We start from the raw sequence: 19,188 nt of genomic DNA, 5'->3' as shown, positions 1-19,188 counted from the left end.
AGGTGCGATTTGGATGGCGCTCAGCGGCAGTTGAAGAGGTCTTCGAGTTCAGAGGGCCGTGGTGGTGATGGGTCGGCAGGTAGAGACGCGAGGCACGGCCCGGTGATCACGGAGTGTTGAATTCGCTGACATCCGGCGGCGTTCCTGGCCTGAGGATCCTAATCGTGGAGCTCGGGGTTGCAGGGAACAGCGACTGTAGAATTCGTGCATGCCTGACACTTGGATTGCCTTCGATGCCGCTGCCCGGCGCAAGAACTGGTGGTGGGCCGGCTATTTGACGGCGATTTTCGGCGGATTGGGAGTCGCAGTGGCACTGGCTGCGGCAGGCGAACAATTCTGGTGGGCGTTTTCTGTTGCTATGCGTTGGCTACTCTCGGTCGCCTATATGGTTAACCGAAGTACGGTCGAAGTCTCCTTACGTCAGATCGGATCGTATTCCGTACTTTCTTCAGCCGCCGGTCGATCCCGTGGGTCGAGATTATCGATATCGAGAAGTGGCGTCATCAGGCGCGAAGTGGCGAGTGGTGGGACTTGCGCATCGTTCGCTCGCACGGGCGGCGGCTTGCGATACCTGGCACATTTACCACCCGGAGGTATGACAGCGCCTTTGAAGGGAAATTCAATCTGATTCGTGAGTATTGGAATCGCTCTGACTGCGTGTCGGTAGCCGCTCTCGCACACGGCGGCACTCGTGCTGCCTTGGCCGACTATCGGCGGCACGCATGGCGCTTGCTGGGCATGGGACTTGGTCTTGTGGCGGGCGTCGCTGTGGCCGGAGTGAGCGGGGGAACGGTGAGTGGCGAGTGGTCCGGCACGGTGGCCGCATTGGCTGGGGGAGGCGGGCTGGGAGCCGTGGCCATCGGAGTCGGTTCCTTGCGGATCGCCACGCGTATGCGGAACACCCTGTCGCGCGGGCCATGGATCGCCTGCCCGGCTGTCGCACTGCCGGTGGGAACGGGAGCACCTCGCCTTGTGCTGCGCGCACCCGGCGACAGTGACTTCTTGGCACTGGCCGTGGTCGCTGTTCGGCAGCGCTACCACCTCGCTGTGCCGGGGAGCTCCGGAGTGCTCTGGTGGTGCGGGGATCCGCGCCGGGGCGGAGTCGTCGCTAGGCCGGGTGGGGAGATCCTGGCGTGGGCGCGGCCGACTCGCAAAGGGCGCCGACGTGAAGGCGACGTACAAAGAGGCGTGGCCTTGGGGCTGTTGAAGTGGGCTGCGCCCCGGCAGCCGCGGTCGTCGCAGCTGCGCGAGGCCACTTCGGCGACGAGAGAAGTGATCACCACTCGCCGCCGGCCCCTCTTCCGGTGGGTCGCGCTCCTCGCAGCCTTGGTCATGGGCCTGGGGATCGCCGGCTCTCTGGCGGCGGAGCGGGATCCACAGGTGGACCTGACGTTCGTCGAGGAAGACGCGGAGGGGAACTGCTCCGTGACCTGGCGCGATCCGTCGAGCGGTGCGGAGCGTCATGGGCCGTTCCGATGCGATCCCGGCAGGGATCCGCTCCTGAGCGATTGGGAGACGGGATTCGTCGTCTCGTGCGCCTTGGAAAGGCGATCTGTACAACGCGGATCTGGAGGGTACGCCCGCCAACGCCGTCAACGACGGGCTGTTTCTCACCGGGCTTCTCGGCCTGGCCGGTTCCGGGATCGGGGGTGGTATTCGCATCGCCCGACGTGTGACCGAGCGGTGTACCACCTTGCGGGGGAGCGAGTCCCGGAGCTTGGCGAGAGACAACGTCCCGCGTGTGGTGCTGACCAAGGACAGTGCGGTTGTTGCGCGGGAACTCGCAGATCTCTCGTATGCGGCGTGGGTGGAGTTGGCGCGGCGTACGGCTCGGCCGCCGTCGGAGTCCACCAGGCGGCGTGAAGCCGACGTGCGTTCCCTGCCCTGGTGGCGGGTGTGGACCTTGTGGCGGATATCCCATCGGGGCGGAGTGTTCGCTGGAGGGGGCGCAGGTCTTGCAGCGTTCCTCTTGCTGTGGTCCGGAAACGAGGCGGATGCAGGTCGGCTCTTCATCATGGTGGCCGGATGCGCAGGGATGGTCGTGTCGGGATGGCGAGCCAAGTCTTATGGGCTCGCCATCGTTCGCAGGCTTGTACGGGCGGCCCGGGCCCCCGTCCCCGTGCTGAGGCCGTACGTTCTTGTGCACGATCCCCACGACGGGATGCCTGTGCTGGTCCTGTTCCCAGGCCATGCAGGACCGGACGCCCTGCCTGACGCCGTGCTCACCGTCCTCCCTCCCGGCCGCCAAGCGACCGTGGCTGGGGCTGCCCGACCCGGTCGGCACGGCCGACCTGCGGGGCTGGCTGGACGATGAACCCACGGTCGTACCGTGGATCGAAGGGCAGGCGCTGTGGCCACTTCAGGGATTGCGGGAGGTCCGCACCGAAAACGCGGAGGACCGGAGCTATCTCTGCCGACTCCTGGGTGACTCCTAGTTCAAGCGCCCCGACTCCACGCGGTTGAGAGGAACTCCATCCAGGTGGTGCTCCGGAGAGTGAGGTGGGGGCCGTCCGGGTTCTTGGAGTCGCGGATGTGGACGGTGGTGGGGGTGGTGGCTATCTCGACGCAGTTGGAGCCGTCGCCGCTGTAGGTGGACTTCCGCCAGTGGAGGGTCTGCATGGTTGGTTCCTTCACAGGTCCTGGATGCGGTGGTGGATGAAGTCGCGCGTCTTGGCCGGGTCGAGCGCGCAGGACTCCATACGGTCCAGTACGGCTCGGTACTTGCTCAACTGGGCCTCGGTGTCGAGGAATTCGCAGGCACCGTGATGTGAGTCCAGTTGGACCGTATCGAGCTGGGGGACGGAGCCCTCGACGTAATCGAAAGACTGGCCTGTAGTGGGGAAACGGTCCGTGCCGAAAGGGATCACCCTGACCGTGACGTGGGGCAGTTCGCTCATGTCGATCAGGTGCTTGAGCTGGCCACGGGCGACGACAGGGCCACCGAAACCCATGCGGAGTGCCGTCTCGTGGATGATGGCCGCGTACGGGGGCGGATCCGCGCGGTGCAGGATGCCTTGCCGCTTGATGCGGTGCGTCAGGCGGTGCTCGACCTCGTACTGGCGCATGGGCGGCACTACTGACCGGAAGAGGGCGCGGGCATAGTCAGTGGTTTGCAGCAGCGCCGGAATGTGGATGACGAGTGCCACGCGCAGCGCGGAGGCGTGATGCTCCAGCTCGGCCAGGTCGACCAGTGCGGCAGGTACGTGCTCGCGGTACTCCTCCCACCAGCCGCGCTCCCGGCGTCCGGTCATCGCCGCCAAGGCGTCGATGAGCGCCTCGTCCGAGCAGTTGTAGGCCGATGCAACTGCCTGGAGACGGCCGGAGCTGAGAGGGCTGCGTCCGGTTTCGATCATGCTGACGCGCCCCTGGTTGACCCCGAGGTGAGCGGCGGCCTCGGTCACGGTCAACCCGGCACGTTCACGGAGTTTCCGCAGCTCGGCACCGAGACGCCGCTGGCGCAAGGTGGGGTTGTTGGTGGGTGGCAAGGCACTCCTTCCGGGCCGCGACGCGGCGCACTCTTGTAACCCACACGAGGTAATTGCAGGTAAATCTCCCAATTTTGGGAGATTTATCTCCCCTCATGGTTCTACCTTAGTTCCCGCACCGCCCAACTCCCTTCGCCCGTAAGACGGAAGCGCACCACCCCAGGCACTGCCACCGCCCGGCGCGGCAGTTGAGCGAGCTCACATCCCCTTCCATGCGAGACTTCCGGAGGTTTTCATGCGCACCGTATCCCCGCCGGACACCTGGGTGTACGCCCTCCGCCTGCCCCACGACCCCCGCGCGGCACGGGTCGCACGCATGACCGTACGTTCGGTGCTCGACAGCCATGGCAGACCCGAAGTGCGCGACGCCGTCGAGCTGTTGACCTCCGAGCTGGTGACGAACACCTACCTGCACACCAAGGGCCCCGCCTCCCTCCGCCTGACCGCACTCGCCGGCGGGCGCCTGCGGGTCGGCGTCTGGGACAGTCATCCGGGCATTCCCGCGCCCTTCGGCCAGCCGCCCTGGGACCGGGTTCCGGCCGCCCCGGTGGATTCCGAGGGCGGGCGCGGTCTGCGCCTCGTGCAGGAGTACGCCGACCGCTGGGGTGGCTGGCCCCTCGGTGACGGCCTGCTGGACCGCGGGGCCGGGAAGCTGCTGTGGTTCGAAGTGGGCGGGTGAGGTGGCCTGGGATCAGTCCTCGACCCCCGAGCTCAGTCCTCGAACCCCTCCGCCACCCGCTTCTCCCGCAGTTCCATGATCGCCCTGCGGCGGGCCAGCCGGTGGGTACGGCGGATCTGTGCCTCCTGGTAGCGGCGCTTGTCGCGTTCGGTCTCCGGGAGGACCGGGGGGACCCGGCGGGGCTTGCCGTCGGCGTCGACGGCCGCGAAGACGAGGTAGGCGGAGCCGACCTGGGTGGGCGGGGCGGACTCGTTCCAGCGTTCGGCCAGGACGCGGACGCCGACCTCCATGGAGGTACGGCCGGTCCAGTTGACCTGCGCCTTGACGTGGACCAGGTCGCCGACGCGGACCGGCTCAAGGAACGCCATCTCGTCCATGGACGCCGTCACCGCCGGCCCGCCGGAGTGCCGCCCGGCCACGGCACCCGCCGCGTCGTCCACCAGCTTCATGATCACGCCACCGTGCACCGTCCCCAGAAGGTTGGTGTCGTTGTGGGTCATGATGTGGCTGAGGGTGGTGCGGGAGGCCGAAGTCGGCTTGCCCGGGATATCCGCAGTGCCGGAATCCGCAGCTGGGGCCTGGTCTGTCATGGCCCCTACCTTATGCCGAGGCGGTATGAGGGGATTTTGTGTCAGCTTCGCCACAGCCGTGCTCTGATTTTCCGACGACTCTTGTATGGCGTACTACGGGGGACGGCACACTGGGGCGCATGAACACTTGGCCCGAGAGGCGGTCCGACGACAACCGCGGCAACCGCTACGGACGCGGAAGCGCGAGCGCACAGCCCGAGAGCGCCCGCGTGATGCGGCAGGTCCGCGGTCAGGCGCCGTTGCCCGGGCAGGGTGCCTACGGCGGTGCGGCGCCGTACGCCGGCGGGGTTCCGCAGCAGCCGTCGTACGTCGACGGCGGCTACGCCGAGCCGCCGCCCGGCAGCTACGACAGCGGCTACAACACCGGACAGGTCTACGGCGCCCCGGGTGGCAGAGGCCCCGGCGGTCCGGGCGACGGCATGTACGAGCCGCGCCCCGCGCCGAACTGGCGCCGCCGTATCAAGGTGACGGCGATCACGGTTGCGACGGTACTGGTCGTGACGACCGTCGGCACGTACTTCTGGGCCGAATCCAAGCTCAACCGCGACGTCGACCTGTCGAAGGTCATCGACCGTCCTGAGGCGGGCGAGGGCACGAACTACCTGATCGTCGGCTCCGACAGCCGCGCGGGCATGTCGGCCGAGGACAAGAAGAGACTGCGCACCGGCTCCGCCGAGGGCAAGCGCACGGACTCGATGATGATCCTGCACACCGGCAGCGGCGCCCCCACCCTGGTCTCGCTGCCGCGTGACTCGAACGTCACGATCCCCTCGTACAAGGGCTCCGACTCCGGCAAGCTCTACCCGGCCGCGGGCCGCCAGACGAAGCTGAACGCGGCGTACTCGGAGGACGGCCCGGAGCTGCTGGTCCGCACCGTCGAGGCCAACACCGGCCTGCACATCGACCACTATGTGGAGATCGGCTTCGGCGGCTTCGCGAACATCGTGGACGCGGTCGGCGGCGTCGAGATGGACATCCCGCAGGACATCAAGGACACCAAGTCGGGCGCGGACCTCAAGAAGGGCAAGCAGACGCTGAACGGCGAGCAGGCCCTCGCCTTCGTCCGCACCCGCTACGCGCTCGCGGGCTCCGACCTGGACCGTACGAAGAACCAGCAGAAGTTCCTCTCGGCCCTGGCCAACCAGGTCGCCACCCCGAGCACGATCATGAACCCCTTCAAGCTGTACCCGACCATGGGCGCGGGCCTGGACTCCCTCGTGGTCGACGAGGACATGGGCCTGTTCGACCTGGCGTCCATGTTCTGGGCGATGAAGGGCGTCAGCGGCGGCGAGGGCAAGTCGATGAACATGCCGATCTCGGGCAACGCCCCGAACGGCAACCTCCAGTGGGACAGCGCGAAGCTGAAGACGCTGGTCAGCCAGCTGAAGAACGACGAGACGGTCACCGTTTCGGGCAACTGAGCACCGGCATGCGTCGGGGGCACCCACGGAGGTGCCCCCGACTGCTGTGAGGCGGTACTCACATCGTGGCGGCCGACATCGTGCGGCACGTCTCGGCACAGCGGCGACACGCCTCGGCGCAGCGCATCATCTGGGCGTCGTCCGGCATGGACATACACGCCTCGGCGCACATGTCACAGGCCCGGGCGCACATCGCGCACATCTCGGCCGACAGCGGCGAGCGCCGCATCATCATGTCGGCGCACAGGCGCGTCATCTCGGCGCAGTCCATGACCGCGCGCATGATCTGCATCTGGGCCTGGCCGCCCATCTGCAGGCAGGAGCTCATGGTCTCCTCGCACACGCTGTGGCAGGTCATGCACGCCTGGACGCAGTCCTGCATCTCCTTGCTCAGCGGGGTCATGGTGGCGGGCTGCTGGGTCATGATTCCTCCCAGGGGACGGTGAGGGCCGGGGCGACCCTCGTGCCTTCCGTCCTACGCCTACCCGGCCCCGACCGCCACGGGGCGGAGGGAAGGAATCCGCCACGCGTGCGCCACGGCCCTACGAACACGCCACCTCGTCGCCGCGGACCACCCCGAACTCGCCCTTCCCTGGGTCCTCGGCCCGCACCTTGCTGACGCGCTCGAAATCCGTGCCCGCGATCACCTTCAGGGTCGGCCCCAGGCCCTTGACCGCCCGGAGTTCGCTGCCCGGCAGGGCCGCCGCGAGGGACTTGGCGGAGCGGTCCCAGCGGGGGTCGTGGGCGACGATCGTGCGCTTCACGTTGCGTACCGCGGCGTTCACCGGGGCCTTGGTCGTGCGGAAGCCCGTCGACGCCAGGGCCGCGTCCACGCGGCGGCCGAGGCCGGGCATGCCGGTGCCGTTCTCCACCTGGACGCGGATCTGCTGCGGGGCGACGGGGACGATCCGGGCCGCGCCGCGCGACTGGTGCACCGACAGCGGCTGGTCCTTGCGCAGGGCGTGGAAGATGCGCTCGGCCTTCACCGGGTCCCACTTCAGCGTGGAGCCGACGCCCTTCACGGCGTACCCCATCCGCCCGATCGGGACGGTCGTGAACTCGGAGGAGGAGGGGGAGAAGTTCCGCATGGCGCGGCCCAGGTCCAGCATCTCGTCCGTGCCGAAGCCCTTGTCGGCCCGTACCGAGCCCAGCACGGCCCGCGTCACGTCCCGGAACTTCATCGGGTTGAGGAGGATCCCGGACGAGGTGAGCCGTTCCACGAGCGCCGCCATGAAGCGCTGCTGCCGCTTCATGCGGCCCAGGTCAGAGGCCCCGTCGACATGGCGGGCGCGGACGAACTGGAGGGCCTGCCCGCCCGCGAGCGTGTGCCGCCCGGCCGGGAGGTTCAGGCCGGTGTAGCTGTCCTTCAGGGGATCGGCGGTGCAGATCTGCACGCCCCCGACCACGTCCACCGTCTTCATGAAGCTGGTGAAGTCGACCTCCAGGTAGTGGTCGATCTTCACCTTCGTCATGGCCTCGACGGTGCGCACGGTCAGCTGCGGCCCGCCCTCGGCGTACGCGGCGTTCAGCTTGACGGGGTGCCCGTGGTGCCGCTTGCCCGACACCCGGTCGACATGCGCCGGCGTCACCGCGTACGAGTCGCGCGGCAGGCTCACCACGCTCGCCCGTTCCCGGTCCTCGGAGATGTGCACGATCATGATCGTGTCGGTGCAGTGGCAGGGGGCGCCGCCCAGCCGGTACTTGCGGCGCTCCTCCTTGCTGATCTTCTCGCGGCCGTCGGTGCCGACCAGCAGGAGGTTCATGCCGTGGCCCGCCTGCGGGCGGTTCTTCATGTCCTTGAAGGGGTCGACCCGGGTGATGTCCGCGTCGAGGCTGGTCATCACCGCGTGCCCGATGCCGGCGGAGGCGAGGACCACGACGGACAGCGTGGTGACCGCCCGCATGCCCCAGCGCGGCTTGCGCGCGGGTCGTGCGGGCCCGCGCGGAGCGCGGCGGGGGGCGGGGGGCTGCGGGCGGCGCCGGGGGGCGGCGGTGGACCGAGGGGACCGCGGCGGCGTGGGCATGGGGACACCTCCGGACGACGGCCGTACGTGGGATCCGTGAAACCGTAGGCCGATACGATCTGCGGCCTGCGCCATCGCCCCGGCGGCGCGCACCGGTGTCCCCCGTTCGCGGTAACGTGAGCCCCCTATGAACGCCAATCCCGACGTGCGGCTCCCCGCCGTTTCCGTGATCATGCCCGTCCTCAACGAGGAGCGGCATCTGCGGGGAGCAGTCCAAGCGATCCTCGCGCAGGAGTACGCCGGCGAGATGGAGGTCGTGATCGCCCTCGGTCCGTCCACGGACCGCACGGACGAGATCGCCGCCGAGCTCGTGGCCGAAACCGCGTCCCTCACCAGCAAGCGCGTGCACACCGTCCCCAACCCCACCGGCCGTACGCCCGCGGCGCTCAACGCCGCGATCAACGCCTCCCGGCATCCGATCGTCGTCCGCGTCGACGGGCACGGCATGCTCTCGCCGAACTACATCGCGACCGCCGTACGGCTCCTGGAGGAGACCGGCGCGCAGAACGTCGGCGGCATCATGCACGCCGAGGGCGAGAACGACTGGGAGCACGCGGTCGCCGCCGCGATGACCTCGAAGATCGGGGTCGGCAACGCCGCCTTCCACACCGGTGGTCAGGCGGGCCCGGCCGAGACCGTCTATCTGGGTGTGTTCCGGCGCGAGGCGCTGGAGCGGCAGGGCGGCTACAACGTGGAGTTCATCCGCGCCCAGGACTGGGAGCTGAACTTCCGCATCCGTGAGGCCGGCGGGCTGATCTGGTTCTCGCCCGAGCTGAAGGTTTCGTACCGGCCGCGGCCGAGCGTGAAGGCGCTCGCCAAGCAGTACAAGGACTACGGCCGGTGGCGGCACGTGGTCGCCCGCTTCCACGAGGGCTCGATCAACCTGCGCTACCTCGCCCCGCCGACCGCCGTGTGCGCGATCGGGGCCGGGCTCCTGGTGGGCGCTCTGCTGACGCCGTGGGGCTTCGTGGTGCCCGGCGGCTACCTCGCGGCGATCCTGCTCGGCTCCGTCCCGGCGGGCAAGGGCCTGCCGCTGAAGGCGCGGCTGCAGATCCCCGTGGCGCTGGCCACCATGCACATGTCCTGGGGCTGGGGCTTCCTGACCAGCCCGCGGTCGCTGGCGAAGAAGGTCATCGCCTCCCGGCGCCCCGCGGTGCGTGCGGACGCCGCCGCGAGCTGACCGGACCTGACCTGACCTGACCTGACGGCTGAGGTGCTGCCCCGCACGGATGCAGAACGGGGCCCGCCGTCCGGAAGGACGGCGGGCCCCGTTCTCATGCCGTGCCCGTGGTCACCATCGGTAGGGCGGGTACACGTCCATGCACTCCTTCTTGTCCGCGGTCAGCGCGTCCGCGGAGTCGGGCAGGTCGCCCGCCTCGGGAGCCTTCTGCTTCGGGTAGGTCGTGCCCTCCCGCCAGTCGCTGCCGATGGTCAGCGTGGTGGTCACGCCGTCCGTGGCCCGCACCTGGCTGCTCGGGATGCCGACCGCCTCCGCCACCGACAGCGCGTTGGCCCGGCCCTGCTCCCCCGTGCTCTTCGGGTACGTCACCTGGGTCCGGGTGTGCGGGTCCTGCTGCCCGGAGGCGACGGCCCGGGCGAAGCCCTCCTGCTGCAACGCCGCCACGATCGCGGCGGCCCGCTGGGGAACGGCGGCCCGCTCTTCGCTCGCCGTCCCGTTGACGACGGAGACCGACAGGCCCGCGGCCGGTGCGGCAGCGGGACCCGTGGCCTTCACCGACGCCGGGGACGGCCCCGCGGCCGTGGCCGCACGCGCCTTCCCGCCCTTGTCGAAGGAGACGTCGTCGCGGAGCATCGCCCACATCCTGTCGGCGTCCTCCGGCTTGGGCACCAGGTGGTTGCGGTCCAGGGGATCCTCGATCCACGGCATCGTCGTCATCGTGATGCGGCTCGTCGGGACCGACTTCAGCTGCATGCCCACGTCGTACAGCTCCTTGACGGTGCCGATCTCCTCGGACACCTTCAGCGCCTTCGTGCCCGCCTCGGCCAGGCCCATCAGGCGGCCGGTGTCGGTGAAGACGTTCTGCTGCTTCAGCGTCCGGATCATCGCGTTCATGTACATGTGCTGCGCCTTGGCGCGCAGCGGGTCACTGCCCCAGGCATGGCGGGTGCGCAGCCACTGCAGCGCCTGCTTGCCCTGCACCTTGTGCGTGCCGGCCTTCAGCTTCAGTCCGGAGCCGCCGCGCTGGCCGGGCAGGGGCCGGTCCCACACGTTCTGGTTGACGCAGACCGGGACGCCGCCGACGGCGTCGGCCATGTCCACCACTCCGGCGAAGTCGACCATCATCCAGTGGTCGATGTACACGCCGGTCAGGTTCTGCCAGGTGGCGAGGGTGCAGCCCGGACCGCCGCGCTGGAGCGACTCGTTGATGATCGTGTTCTTGGCCGGGTAGGTCTCCCCGGTGTCGGGGTCGACGCACTTGGGGATGTCCACCCGGGTGTCCCGCGGGATGCTCACCACGGACGCGCTCTCGCGGTCCGCCGAGACGTGCAGGAGCATCTGCACATCCGCCAGAGGCTTGCTGCCGACGTTGTCCCTGCCGCCGCCGAGCTTGACGTTCTCCGCGGAGTTCCGGCTGTCGGACCCGATCAGCAGGATGTTGAGCGGGGTCTGGCCCGCCGCGTTGGGGCCGGTCTTCTTGACGTCGGACTCGCCGCTGTTGCGTGCGCCCTTGTCGATGTTGCCGTTGAGATGGCGGTAGTAGAGGTATCCGGCGCCGGCCGTCCCGAGTATCAGCAGGGACAGCACGATCGCGGACCAGCGCAATATCCGGCGTCCGCCGCCGCGCCGCCGGCCACGCCGTCGGCCGTGGCCGCCCCTGCCCCCCTCGTCCCCGCCCGCGGCGGGCGCCGCCGTCCCCGGACGTTCGTCCTGGGCCAGGCCGCCCGAATCGTGCCGTGTGCCGCCTCCGCGCACGTCGCTCTGCGCCATACCCCTGCCTCCCCACCCCTATGGACCCACGGGCCCGCCCCGCGTCGTGTTCGGATCACGGGTGACCCGTGTCCGTCCGGACCACGGGTTCCCCCGATGCTCCGCCGGAGCACGGTCGTCCCCGTTACTGGTTGGACCACTGACATGCCCGGTCGGATGTACACCCCGCCGATTCGTCCGGGCATGCCCCGTCCATGTGTGAGACGCAGGAAGGGACGGTCAGGTCACTTCGCGCACTCGACCTTGTCGGCCGTGGCCTTCTGCACGTCGTCAGGCACCTTCGCCGGAGTGGTGAGCGGCACGCCCGCGCCCTCGAAGTCCTTGCCGAGGGTCAGCGTCATCGCGGGCACGCCCTGGGAGTTGGTCACGCTCTTTCCCGGCTTCATCGCGGACCCGGACAGGCCCATGATGTCGGCGAGGCGGCGGGCCTGGGCGGCCTGGTCGGGCGCGTACTCGAGCGTGGTCTTCGCCAGCGACTGCTCCGCGTTGCCCCCGTTCTCGGACTTGGTCACACCCTCCTGGACCTGCAGCCAGCTGAGGGTCTCCTGGGCGCTGCCCGCGACGGCACCGCCGTTGAGAATCCGCACCCGCACCTCGGAGGCCGGCGCCTTGGTGCCCTTCAGCCGGGCGGCCTCGGCGGCCTTCTCCTTCTTCTTCTCCTGCTTCACCTCGGACAGCGACACGTCGTCCCGGACCATCGCGAACAGCTGCTGGGCCTGCGGCTCCTTCAGGACCACCGTGGCCTTGACCGTCTCCGCGGGGTTGTCGACGACGGGCACGGTGGCGAACGTGAGGTTCTTGGTATCGAACTTGCCCAGCTCGGCCCCGAGATCGGCCAGCTTCTTGATCGTGCTGATCTGGGAGTCGACGGTCAGCGCCTTGGTGCCCGCCTCCGCCAGCTTGATCATCTTCGACGGGCTGGTGAGGGTGTCGTTGGACTTCAGCTTGCGCAGCATCGAGCCCAGGAACTGCTGTTGCAGCTCGATCCGGCTCAGGTCGCCGCCGAAGCCCACGGAGTGCCGCGTGCGGACGAAGGCCAGCGCCTCCTCGCCCTCGATCGTGTGCTCGCCCTTGGGCAGGTCGAGCTTGGAGTCGGGGTCCTTGATGTCCTTGGCCAGACAGACGTCGACCCCGCCGACCGCGCTGGTCAGCGTCTTGACCGCGTTGAAGTCGGCCACCATGAAGTGGTCCATCTTCAGCCCGGTGAGCTCCGTGATCGTGCGCATGGTGCAGCTCGGCGTCCGGTCCTCCTGCCCCAGGCTGTTGTTGAAGCGGGTGCGCTGCTTGCCCGGGATGACCTTCTCCGAGCCGTCCTCCTGCGTCGTCGGACAGTCCGGGATGTCGGTGATCAGGTCGCGCGGGATGCTCAGCACCGTCGCGTTCGTACGGTCCTTGGATACGTGCAGTACGAGCGTGGTGTCCGCGTGCCCGGCGCTGTTCTTGTCGCCGTAGCCCTCGTTGCCCTTGCCGGTGCGCTTGTCGGTGCCGATCAGCAGGATGTTGATCGGGCGGTCCTTGCTGAACCCGCCGGTGCCGGCGCCGTCGTCGGAGACGGACGTGATGTTGCCGTTGAGGTGCTCGTAGTAGAGGTACGCGGCCGCGCTCGCCCCGACCAGTACGAAGGCCAGCGAGCCGCCGGTCCACACCAGGACCTTCTTGCCCTTGCCCTTCTTCTGCACCGGACGGCGCCCGCGCCGCCCGGCCGCCTCGGCCGGGGCGCTCGTGCGTCTGCGCGGAGAGGCAGCCTTGTCGTCGGATGCCGCCGCTCCGGAACGCCCGGCGGGGGCGGTCCGGCGGGCACGTGTCGCACCGCCCGTCCCGGTCGTGCCACGGCCGCCGGAACCACGGGGGCCGGGAACGGACGACTGCGCTGCGGAAGGGGCCAGTCGCAGTTCGTATTCGCCGGTGTTCGGGTTGAGTACCCACTGGTCTGCGGGGTCGATGTCGTCCGCCCGCCCACGGCCTTGCGCGTCCACGGTTGCCTGATTCCTCCGTCGGGCCACGCGGCGCCCTCCCCCGGAAGACGCACGGTGCTGGTCAAGCAGTGCACCCCCAGGACGGACCTCATGGGGGAGAGCACTGGATCGCACACACTATCCGCACACTTCGGCGTCAAGTGACGTGGGTGAGAAATTGCACGTTCTCACAACTGGGCAATCCCGCCCATTTGTTTGAAGGAAGTTCGGTGAACGCGGAAGAATTAGCCGCTACTTGGCACACTCCACCTTGTCGGCGGTGGACTTCTGCACCCCCTCCGGTGCCTTTGTGGGCGCGGTGAGGGAGACCCCCGCGCCCTCGAAGTCCTTGCCGAGGGTCAGCGTCATCGCGGGCACGCCCTGGGAGGTGGTCACGCTCGTTCCCGGCTTCATCGCGGACCCGGACAGGCCCATGATGTCGGCGAGGCGGCGGGCCTGGGCGGCCTGGTCGGGCGCGTATTCGAGCGTGGTCTTCGCCAGCGACTGCTCCGCGTTGCCCCCGTTCTCGGACTTGGTCACACCCTCCTGGACCTGCAGCCAGCTGAGGGTCTCCTGGGCGCTGCCCGCGACGGCGCCGCCGTTGAGGATCCGTACCCGCACCTCGGAGGCCGGGGCCTTGGTGCCCTTCAGCCGGGCGGCGACCGCGGCGGCCTCCTTCTTCTTCTGCTCCTTGACGGCGGTGAAGGAGACGTCGTTCTTGATCATGTCGAAGACCTGCGGGGCCGTCGACTCGTTGAGCACGACCGTGGCCTTGACCTTCTCCGCCGGGTTGTCGATCACCGGCGTGGTGGCGAACGTCAGGTTCTTGGTGTTGAGCTTGCCCAGCTCCAGGCCGAGGTCCTTCAGCTTGCCGATGCTGTCCAGCTGCGAGTCGACGGTCAGCGCCTTCGTGCCCGCCTCGGCCAGGTCGAGCATCTTCGACGGGCTGGTGAGCGTGTCGTTGTCCTTCAGCTTGCGCATCAGCGCGCTCAGGAACTGCTGCTGCAGCCCGATCCGGCTCAGGTCGCCGCCGAAGCCCACGGCGTGCCGGGTGCGCACGAACGCCAGGGCCTGCTCGCCCTCGATCGTGTGCGTGCCCTGGGACAGCTTCAGGTGCGAGTCCGGGTCGTCGATGTCCTTGCCCAGACAGACCTCGACCCCGCCGACCGCGCTGGTCAGCGTCTTGACCGCGTTGAAGTCGGCGACCATGAAGTTGTCCGGCTTGACCCCGGTCAGCTCGGTCACGGTCCGCATGGTGCAGCTGGGCGTACGGCCGTCCTGGCCGAGGCTGGTGTTGAAGCGGGCCTGCCGTGTGCCGGGGATGATCTTCTGCGTGCCGTCCTCCTGCGTCGTCGGGCAGTCCGGCACGTCGACGACCAGGTCGCGCGGGATGCTCAGCGCGGTCGCGTTCGAACGGTCCTTGGAGACGTGCAGCAGGATCGTGGTGTCGGCGTGCCCGGCGCTGCCCGCGTCGCCGTAGCTGTCGTTGCCCTTGCCGGTGCGCTTGTCGGTGCCGATCAGCAGGATGTTGATGGCCTTGTCCTTCTGGAAGCCACCGGTGCTCGCGCCGTCGTCGGAGACGGACGCGATGTTGTCGTTCAGGTGCTCGATGTAGAAGTACGCGCCACCCGCGCCGGCGACCAGCACGAACGCCATCGCGCCGCCGGTCCACAGCAGGACCTTCTTGCTCTTCGAGGCCTTCGCCGGACGGCGTCCGCGCCGCCCCGGCAGCGGCTCCTCCGGGGCTCCGCGGCGCCTGCGCGGCGGCGGCACCGCACGGCCGGGCGTCTCGGGCCGTGACCGGCCGGGCGCCTCCCTGCGGCCGCGCGCCGGCGGGGCCGTCTCGGAGGGCTGTGGCCTGCGCGGCGCGGGGACGCCCGACTGCGGTGCGGAAGGCCCCAGTCGCAGTTCGTATTCACCGGTGTCCGGATTGAGCACCCATTGATCTGCGGGATCGATATCGTCCGCCCGCCCACGGCCTTGCGCGTCCACGGTTGCCTGTTTCCTCCGTCGGGGCACGCGGCGCCTTCCCCTCCAAGGCGCTCGGGTCTCGGTCACACAGTGCGCGACCTCAGGACCGTCCCTCAGAGCCGGGCGCACCGGATCGCTCACACTAACCGCCCCTTTCGGCGCCGAGCGAGGACGGTGACCCATTCCACGTCCCTACACCCGGGCAATTCGCCCATTTCCCGGGTCAAGAGTTCATTGCCTTGGAGTGACCTTGGTGCCCGCTTTACTCGCAGGTGTCCTCGGCTGCCGTGTTCCCCCGAAATGTCGGTGGAGGAGAAACGGTGACGGAGGGCCGTCGGTAAGGACCCGGATGCGAATCCCCGTACGACCCGTCACGCGTATCGGCGAGCCTCAGCGGGGCGGAACTTCGCGGGCCGTTCCCCTCCACGACCACGGGCGCGTCCGTGCGCAGCCGCTCGAAGAGCCTCTCCGCCGCAGGTTCCACGAGTTGGTCGCGATTGGCGTCGTACGTATACGACTCCCGGGGGACGGTCAGGAATTGCACTTGTTCCATGGGGATGTCGCGCAGGCCGCGCACGAGCTCGTACAAACCACGCAAGCTCGCCAATTCCGGGTCGGTGGTGAGAGACGACGTGGCGGCATCCAGCACGGGATAGAGCTTCGCCGGATTCAGCAGGACGTCATTGCTGCGCACCTTGTTGACGAGTGCCCCGAGGAATCGCTGCTGACGCTCCATCCGCTCGGTGTCGCTGCCGTCGCCGAGGGTCTTGCGGGCCCGGACGTAGCCGAGGGCCTGCTCGCCGTTCAGCGTCACGCGCCCGGCGGGCAGCCGCAGCTTGGCGGCCCGGTCGTCGATCGGTTCCCGCAGGCACACCTCGACGCCGTCGACCGCGTCGACCATCTTCTTGAAGCCGTGGAAGTCGACGACGACGTGATGGTCGACGCGGATGTCGGTCAGCTTCTCCACGGTCCGGATGGTGCAGGCCGACCCGCCCAGCTGGAAGGCCTGGTTGAACATGGCGAACCGGGGCGCGCTGCGGGACCCGTCCGGGCGCCGGCAGCCCGGCAGGTCCACCATCAGATCCCGGGGGAGGGAGACGGCGGTGGCGCTGCCCCGGCCCCCGGACAGGTGCAGCAGGATCGCGGTGTCGGACCGCTCGGTGCCGGAGTCCCGCCCGTAGCGGGCGTTGTCGGTCCCCGCGCGCGAGTCCGACCCGATCAGCAGGATGTTCCGCGCGTCCTTGACCAGGGAGGTGGGCCGCTCCTTGTCGTACCGCGCGAGCTCGGCGGCGGCCGCCTCGTCGGCTGTGATGTTCCCGCTGAGCTTCGCGTACACGGCCCAGCCGACTCCTCCGGCCACCACGAGGAGAGCCGTGACCCCGAACGCCGTGATCCGCACCCACCGCCGCCGGCGCCGCCGCGCCAGCCCCCGCCCGCTGGCCGACGCCCCCACGCCCGGACCGACCCTGTAGCCCACGGCAGCAACCACCCCTCCTGACGTAGGAACGCCCCGCGCGCACTGCTCCTACGACCATGGCGCGGATGGAGGGCGGGGGGTGGGTGGGGATGCGCCGAACGGGGGGAGCGGCTCGGCTACCGGCCCGCTGCGCCGCGGGCGATCGTCGTGACCCGCTCGCTCTCCACACGCTTGTCCAGCACGCCGTCCCCGGCCTGCTCCAGATTCCGGCACAGCACCACGGAACCCCCGGTGGCCAGCGGCCCGTACAGCCCGGCGTTCAGCCCGTCCCATGTGTCGTACGGCAGGTCCGACAGGATCCGCGACCCGGGCCCGGTCAGGCCGAGCTCCGTCGCCTCGGCCCGGGCCCGCTCGACCACCTCGGCCCCGCTGAACTCCCGCCCGGCCACGATCAGCGCGGGCCCCTCCGGATCCACGGGGGCGTACGGCACGAACCGGTCGCCCTGCCCCGGCACCTCCACCGCGTAGTCGACGAACCCCTCGGGGGCCTGTGGGAAACGCCCCCCGAGAGGCCGCAGCGCCATCGCGATCCGTGCCCCGGAGCAGGCCCGTGCCTCCTCCAGCCGGTCCGGCCCGCTCACCGCGACGTCGGCCGCCCGGACGTCCCCGGACACGTCCGCGACGACTCCCACCGACGCACACGCCAGCAGCCACACCGCCGTCTGCCAGTGCGCGGGCAGCAGCAGCGCCACCCGGTCCCCGGGCTCGACGGACAGTTCGTCCTGGAGGAGGTTCGCGGTCTTGGCCACCCAATTGGCGAAGGTGGCCACGGACAGTTCGACCCGTTCGCCCGTGGCGTCGTCGTAGAAGGTCACCAGGGGACGTCCCGGATCCGCGGCCAGCGCGGAACCCAGCAGGTCGGCGGGGGTGCGATCGGTGGCGTTCACCCGCGCAAGCGTACGCGGCGCACCACCCTCCGCCCAACGGCCGGGCCACGGCACCGCCGCGAATCCGCCACCGGTTCGGCCGAGCCCGACCGACAGTCCGTCAAATCCCAAATAGACAGACTTGTATGACTATGCCCAAGATCAGGGGCATGCGTGGATTCCTTGCTTCCTCGATCGGTGTCACCTGTGCGGCCGCTCTGGCCCTTCCCCTCACCCCTCCCGCCTCCGCGGCGACGGCGAGCCCGGTGCCGGCCACGGAAGTCGCCACGACGGCGAGATCCGTGCCCCGCGCGGGGACCCCGGCCGCCACCCCGACCGACCGGCGTGCGACCGAACCGTTCGCCGCCGGCAGCACCCAGTCCCTCCCCCTCGAACCCCTCACCCGCGACCGCGCCACCCCCTCCGCCGAGCAGGGGTTGCCCCGCCGAGCCGTACGCCACTTCTCCCTCGTCGGTGTCGTCTGGGACGACCCCGAGGCCGAACTGCGCGGACGCGTCCAGGTCCGCACCCGCGCCGCCGGCACCGGCACCTGGTCGGGCTGGCAGGACGTGGAGACCCACAACGCCGACCACGCCGCCGACCGGGACACCTCCGAGCGAGCCTCGGGCCGCGTCCGCGGTGCCACGGCCCCGCTGTGGGTGGGCGACTCCGACGGCGTGGAACTCCGCGTCCGTTCCGAGTCGGAGTCCGAGTCCGACTCCGCCGAGCACACCTCGGGCACCCGCAACCTGTCGGCCGCGCCCCCGCTGCCCTCGGGCCTGCGCCTCGAACTCGTCGACCCCGGCGAGGACGACGACGCGCTCCCCGGCGCCGCCGCGGACGGCCCCCGCACCGGTGGCCTGAACGCCGAGGCCGCCGCACTCACCGAGGCCTCCGCCCTCGCCGAAGCCGCAGCCGTCAACGCCGACCTCGCCCCGCTCGGCGCCACCGAGATCGCGGCAATGAGCCGCGCCGAGACCGAGCAGGAGTACCTCGCCCTCGACGCGGGCGGGCTGACGGAGCAGCAGCGACAGGCCAAGCCGTACATCGGCCCGCGCCCGGGTATCGTCACGCGGCGCGGCTGGGGTGCGAACGAGGGGTTGCGGGAGAGCGGTTTCAAGTACACGAAGAAGATCAAGGCGGCCTTCGTGCACCACACGGCCAGCGGCAACAACTACCGCTGCTCGCAGGTCCCGTCACTCATCCGCGGTATCTACCGCTACCACGTCAAGAGCATGGGTTGGCGGGACATCGGCTACAACTTCCTCATCGACAAGTGCGGAAAGATCTACGAGGGCCGCGCCGGGGGCGTGGCGAAACCGGTCCTCGGCGCGCACACGCTTGGTTTCAACAGCAACAGCATGGGGATCGCCGTCCTCGGGTCGTACGGTGCCACGAAGCCGTCGAAGTCCGCTGTCAAGGCCGTCGCCCGGCTGACCGCGTGGAAGCTGGGGCTGTACCGGGTGAATCCGAAGGGGAAGACATACCTGAAGTCGGCTGGCAGCAATCTCCACCGCAAGGGTAAGAAGGTGCGACTGAACCGGATCTCGGGTCACCGGGACGGCTTCATCACGGAGTGCCCGGGACGCAAGCTCTACGGAAAGCTCGGCTCGGCCCGCTCCACGGCGGCCCGCTACCAGGGCCGCTGAGCACACGTTCACCGCCGACGGGGGGCAGGGGGCGGAATGCCGCACGGCCAACGAAGGCGCCACGGAACGGTCTGCATACACTGACCGGCCGAAAGACAGTTCGGCCGGTCCCGGCAGGAAG

At 69.5% G+C, this 19,188-nt stretch carries 14 protein-coding genes; 4 read left to right on the top strand and 10 right to left on the bottom strand.

Annotated features, from left to right (window positions below; translation table 11 throughout):
* Positions 1-2,436: 2,436 nt before the first annotated feature.
* A complete protein-coding gene (locus tag G3I77_RS13870; RefSeq protein ID WP_248503564.1) occupies positions 2,437-2,619 on the bottom strand; it encodes a DUF397 domain-containing protein in 183 nt (60 codons plus the stop codon).
* Positions 2,620-2,630: 11 nt separating this feature from the next.
* Positions 2,631-3,485: a helix-turn-helix transcriptional regulator gene (locus G3I77_RS13865; protein WP_248503563.1), complete on the bottom strand. Its 855-nt coding sequence runs from the start codon at positions 3,483-3,485 to the stop codon at positions 2,631-2,633.
* A 235-nt stretch (positions 3,486-3,720) separates the two neighbouring features.
* Here G3I77_RS13865 and G3I77_RS13860 point away from each other — a divergent pair, with 235 nt between their 5' ends.
* A complete protein-coding gene (locus G3I77_RS13860; RefSeq protein WP_248503562.1) occupies positions 3,721-4,164 on the top strand; it encodes an ATP-binding protein in 444 nt (147 codons plus the stop codon).
* A 32-nt stretch (positions 4,165-4,196) separates the two neighbouring features.
* Here G3I77_RS13860 and G3I77_RS13855 read toward each other — a convergent pair whose 3' ends face one another.
* Positions 4,197-4,754 (bottom strand): acyl-CoA thioesterase, encoded by a 558-nt coding sequence (locus G3I77_RS13855; RefSeq protein ID WP_248503561.1) that lies wholly within the window; start codon positions 4,752-4,754, stop codon positions 4,197-4,199.
* Positions 4,755-4,873: 119 nt separating this feature from the next.
* On the opposite strand from G3I77_RS13855, the gene G3I77_RS13850 reads away from it, so the two are divergent.
* Positions 4,874-6,175: an LCP family protein gene (locus G3I77_RS13850; protein ID WP_248503560.1), complete on the top strand. Its 1,302-nt coding sequence runs from the start codon at positions 4,874-4,876 to the stop codon at positions 6,173-6,175.
* A 58-nt stretch (positions 6,176-6,233) separates the two neighbouring features.
* Here the strand turns inward: G3I77_RS13850 and G3I77_RS13845 are convergent, their stop codons facing one another.
* Positions 6,234-6,599 carry a four-helix bundle copper-binding protein gene (locus tag G3I77_RS13845; protein ID WP_248503559.1) on the bottom strand — a complete coding sequence of 122 codons (366 nt, stop codon included), beginning with the start codon at positions 6,597-6,599 and terminating at the stop codon, positions 6,234-6,236.
* A 118-nt stretch (positions 6,600-6,717) separates the two neighbouring features.
* A complete protein-coding gene (locus G3I77_RS13840; RefSeq protein ID WP_248503558.1) occupies positions 6,718-8,199 on the bottom strand; it encodes an LCP family protein in 1,482 nt (493 codons plus the stop codon).
* A 127-nt stretch (positions 8,200-8,326) separates the two neighbouring features.
* Here G3I77_RS13840 and G3I77_RS13835 point away from each other — a divergent pair, with 127 nt between their 5' ends.
* Positions 8,327-9,379, top strand: a complete 1,053-nt coding sequence (locus tag G3I77_RS13835; protein WP_248503557.1) for a glycosyltransferase family 2 protein — start codon at positions 8,327-8,329, stop codon at positions 9,377-9,379.
* A 111-nt stretch (positions 9,380-9,490) separates the two neighbouring features.
* Here G3I77_RS13835 and G3I77_RS13830 read toward each other — a convergent pair whose 3' ends face one another.
* From G3I77_RS13830 to G3I77_RS13810, 5 genes are all read right to left on the bottom strand, one after another.
* Positions 9,491-11,149 carry an LCP family protein gene (locus G3I77_RS13830; protein ID WP_248503555.1) on the bottom strand — a complete coding sequence of 553 codons (1,659 nt, stop codon included), beginning with the start codon at positions 11,147-11,149 and terminating at the stop codon, positions 9,491-9,493.
* 224 nt (positions 11,150-11,373) lie between these two features.
* Positions 11,374-13,125 carry an LCP family protein gene (locus tag G3I77_RS13825; protein WP_248503553.1) on the bottom strand — a complete coding sequence of 584 codons (1,752 nt, stop codon included), beginning with the start codon at positions 13,123-13,125 and terminating at the stop codon, positions 11,374-11,376.
* A gap of 231 nt (positions 13,126-13,356) precedes the next feature.
* Complete coding sequence (locus G3I77_RS13820; protein ID WP_248503546.1) at positions 13,357-15,096, bottom strand: LCP family protein; 1,740 nt, start codon at positions 15,094-15,096, stop codon at positions 13,357-13,359.
* A 241-nt stretch (positions 15,097-15,337) separates the two neighbouring features.
* On the bottom strand, positions 15,338-16,528 hold the full coding sequence (locus tag G3I77_RS13815; RefSeq protein WP_248504240.1) for an LCP family protein: 1,191 nt from the start codon (positions 16,526-16,528) through the stop codon (positions 15,338-15,340).
* Positions 16,529-16,668: 140 nt separating this feature from the next.
* Positions 16,669-17,439, bottom strand: coding sequence for a TIGR03089 family protein (locus G3I77_RS13810; protein WP_248503545.1), 771 nt, complete (start codon positions 17,437-17,439; stop codon positions 16,669-16,671).
* Positions 17,440-17,588: 149 nt separating this feature from the next.
* Here G3I77_RS13810 and G3I77_RS13805 point away from each other — a divergent pair, with 149 nt between their 5' ends.
* Complete coding sequence (locus tag G3I77_RS13805) at positions 17,589-19,067, top strand: peptidoglycan recognition protein (protein WP_248503543.1); 1,479 nt, start codon at positions 17,589-17,591, stop codon at positions 19,065-19,067.
* The last annotated feature ends 121 nt before the right edge of the window (positions 19,068-19,188 follow it).

This window comes from Streptomyces sp. D2-8 (assembly GCF_023184515.1).
Lineage (GTDB): Bacteria > Actinomycetota > Actinomycetes > Streptomycetales > Streptomycetaceae > Streptomyces.
This window is presented reverse-complemented; position numbering and strand designations above follow the sequence as displayed.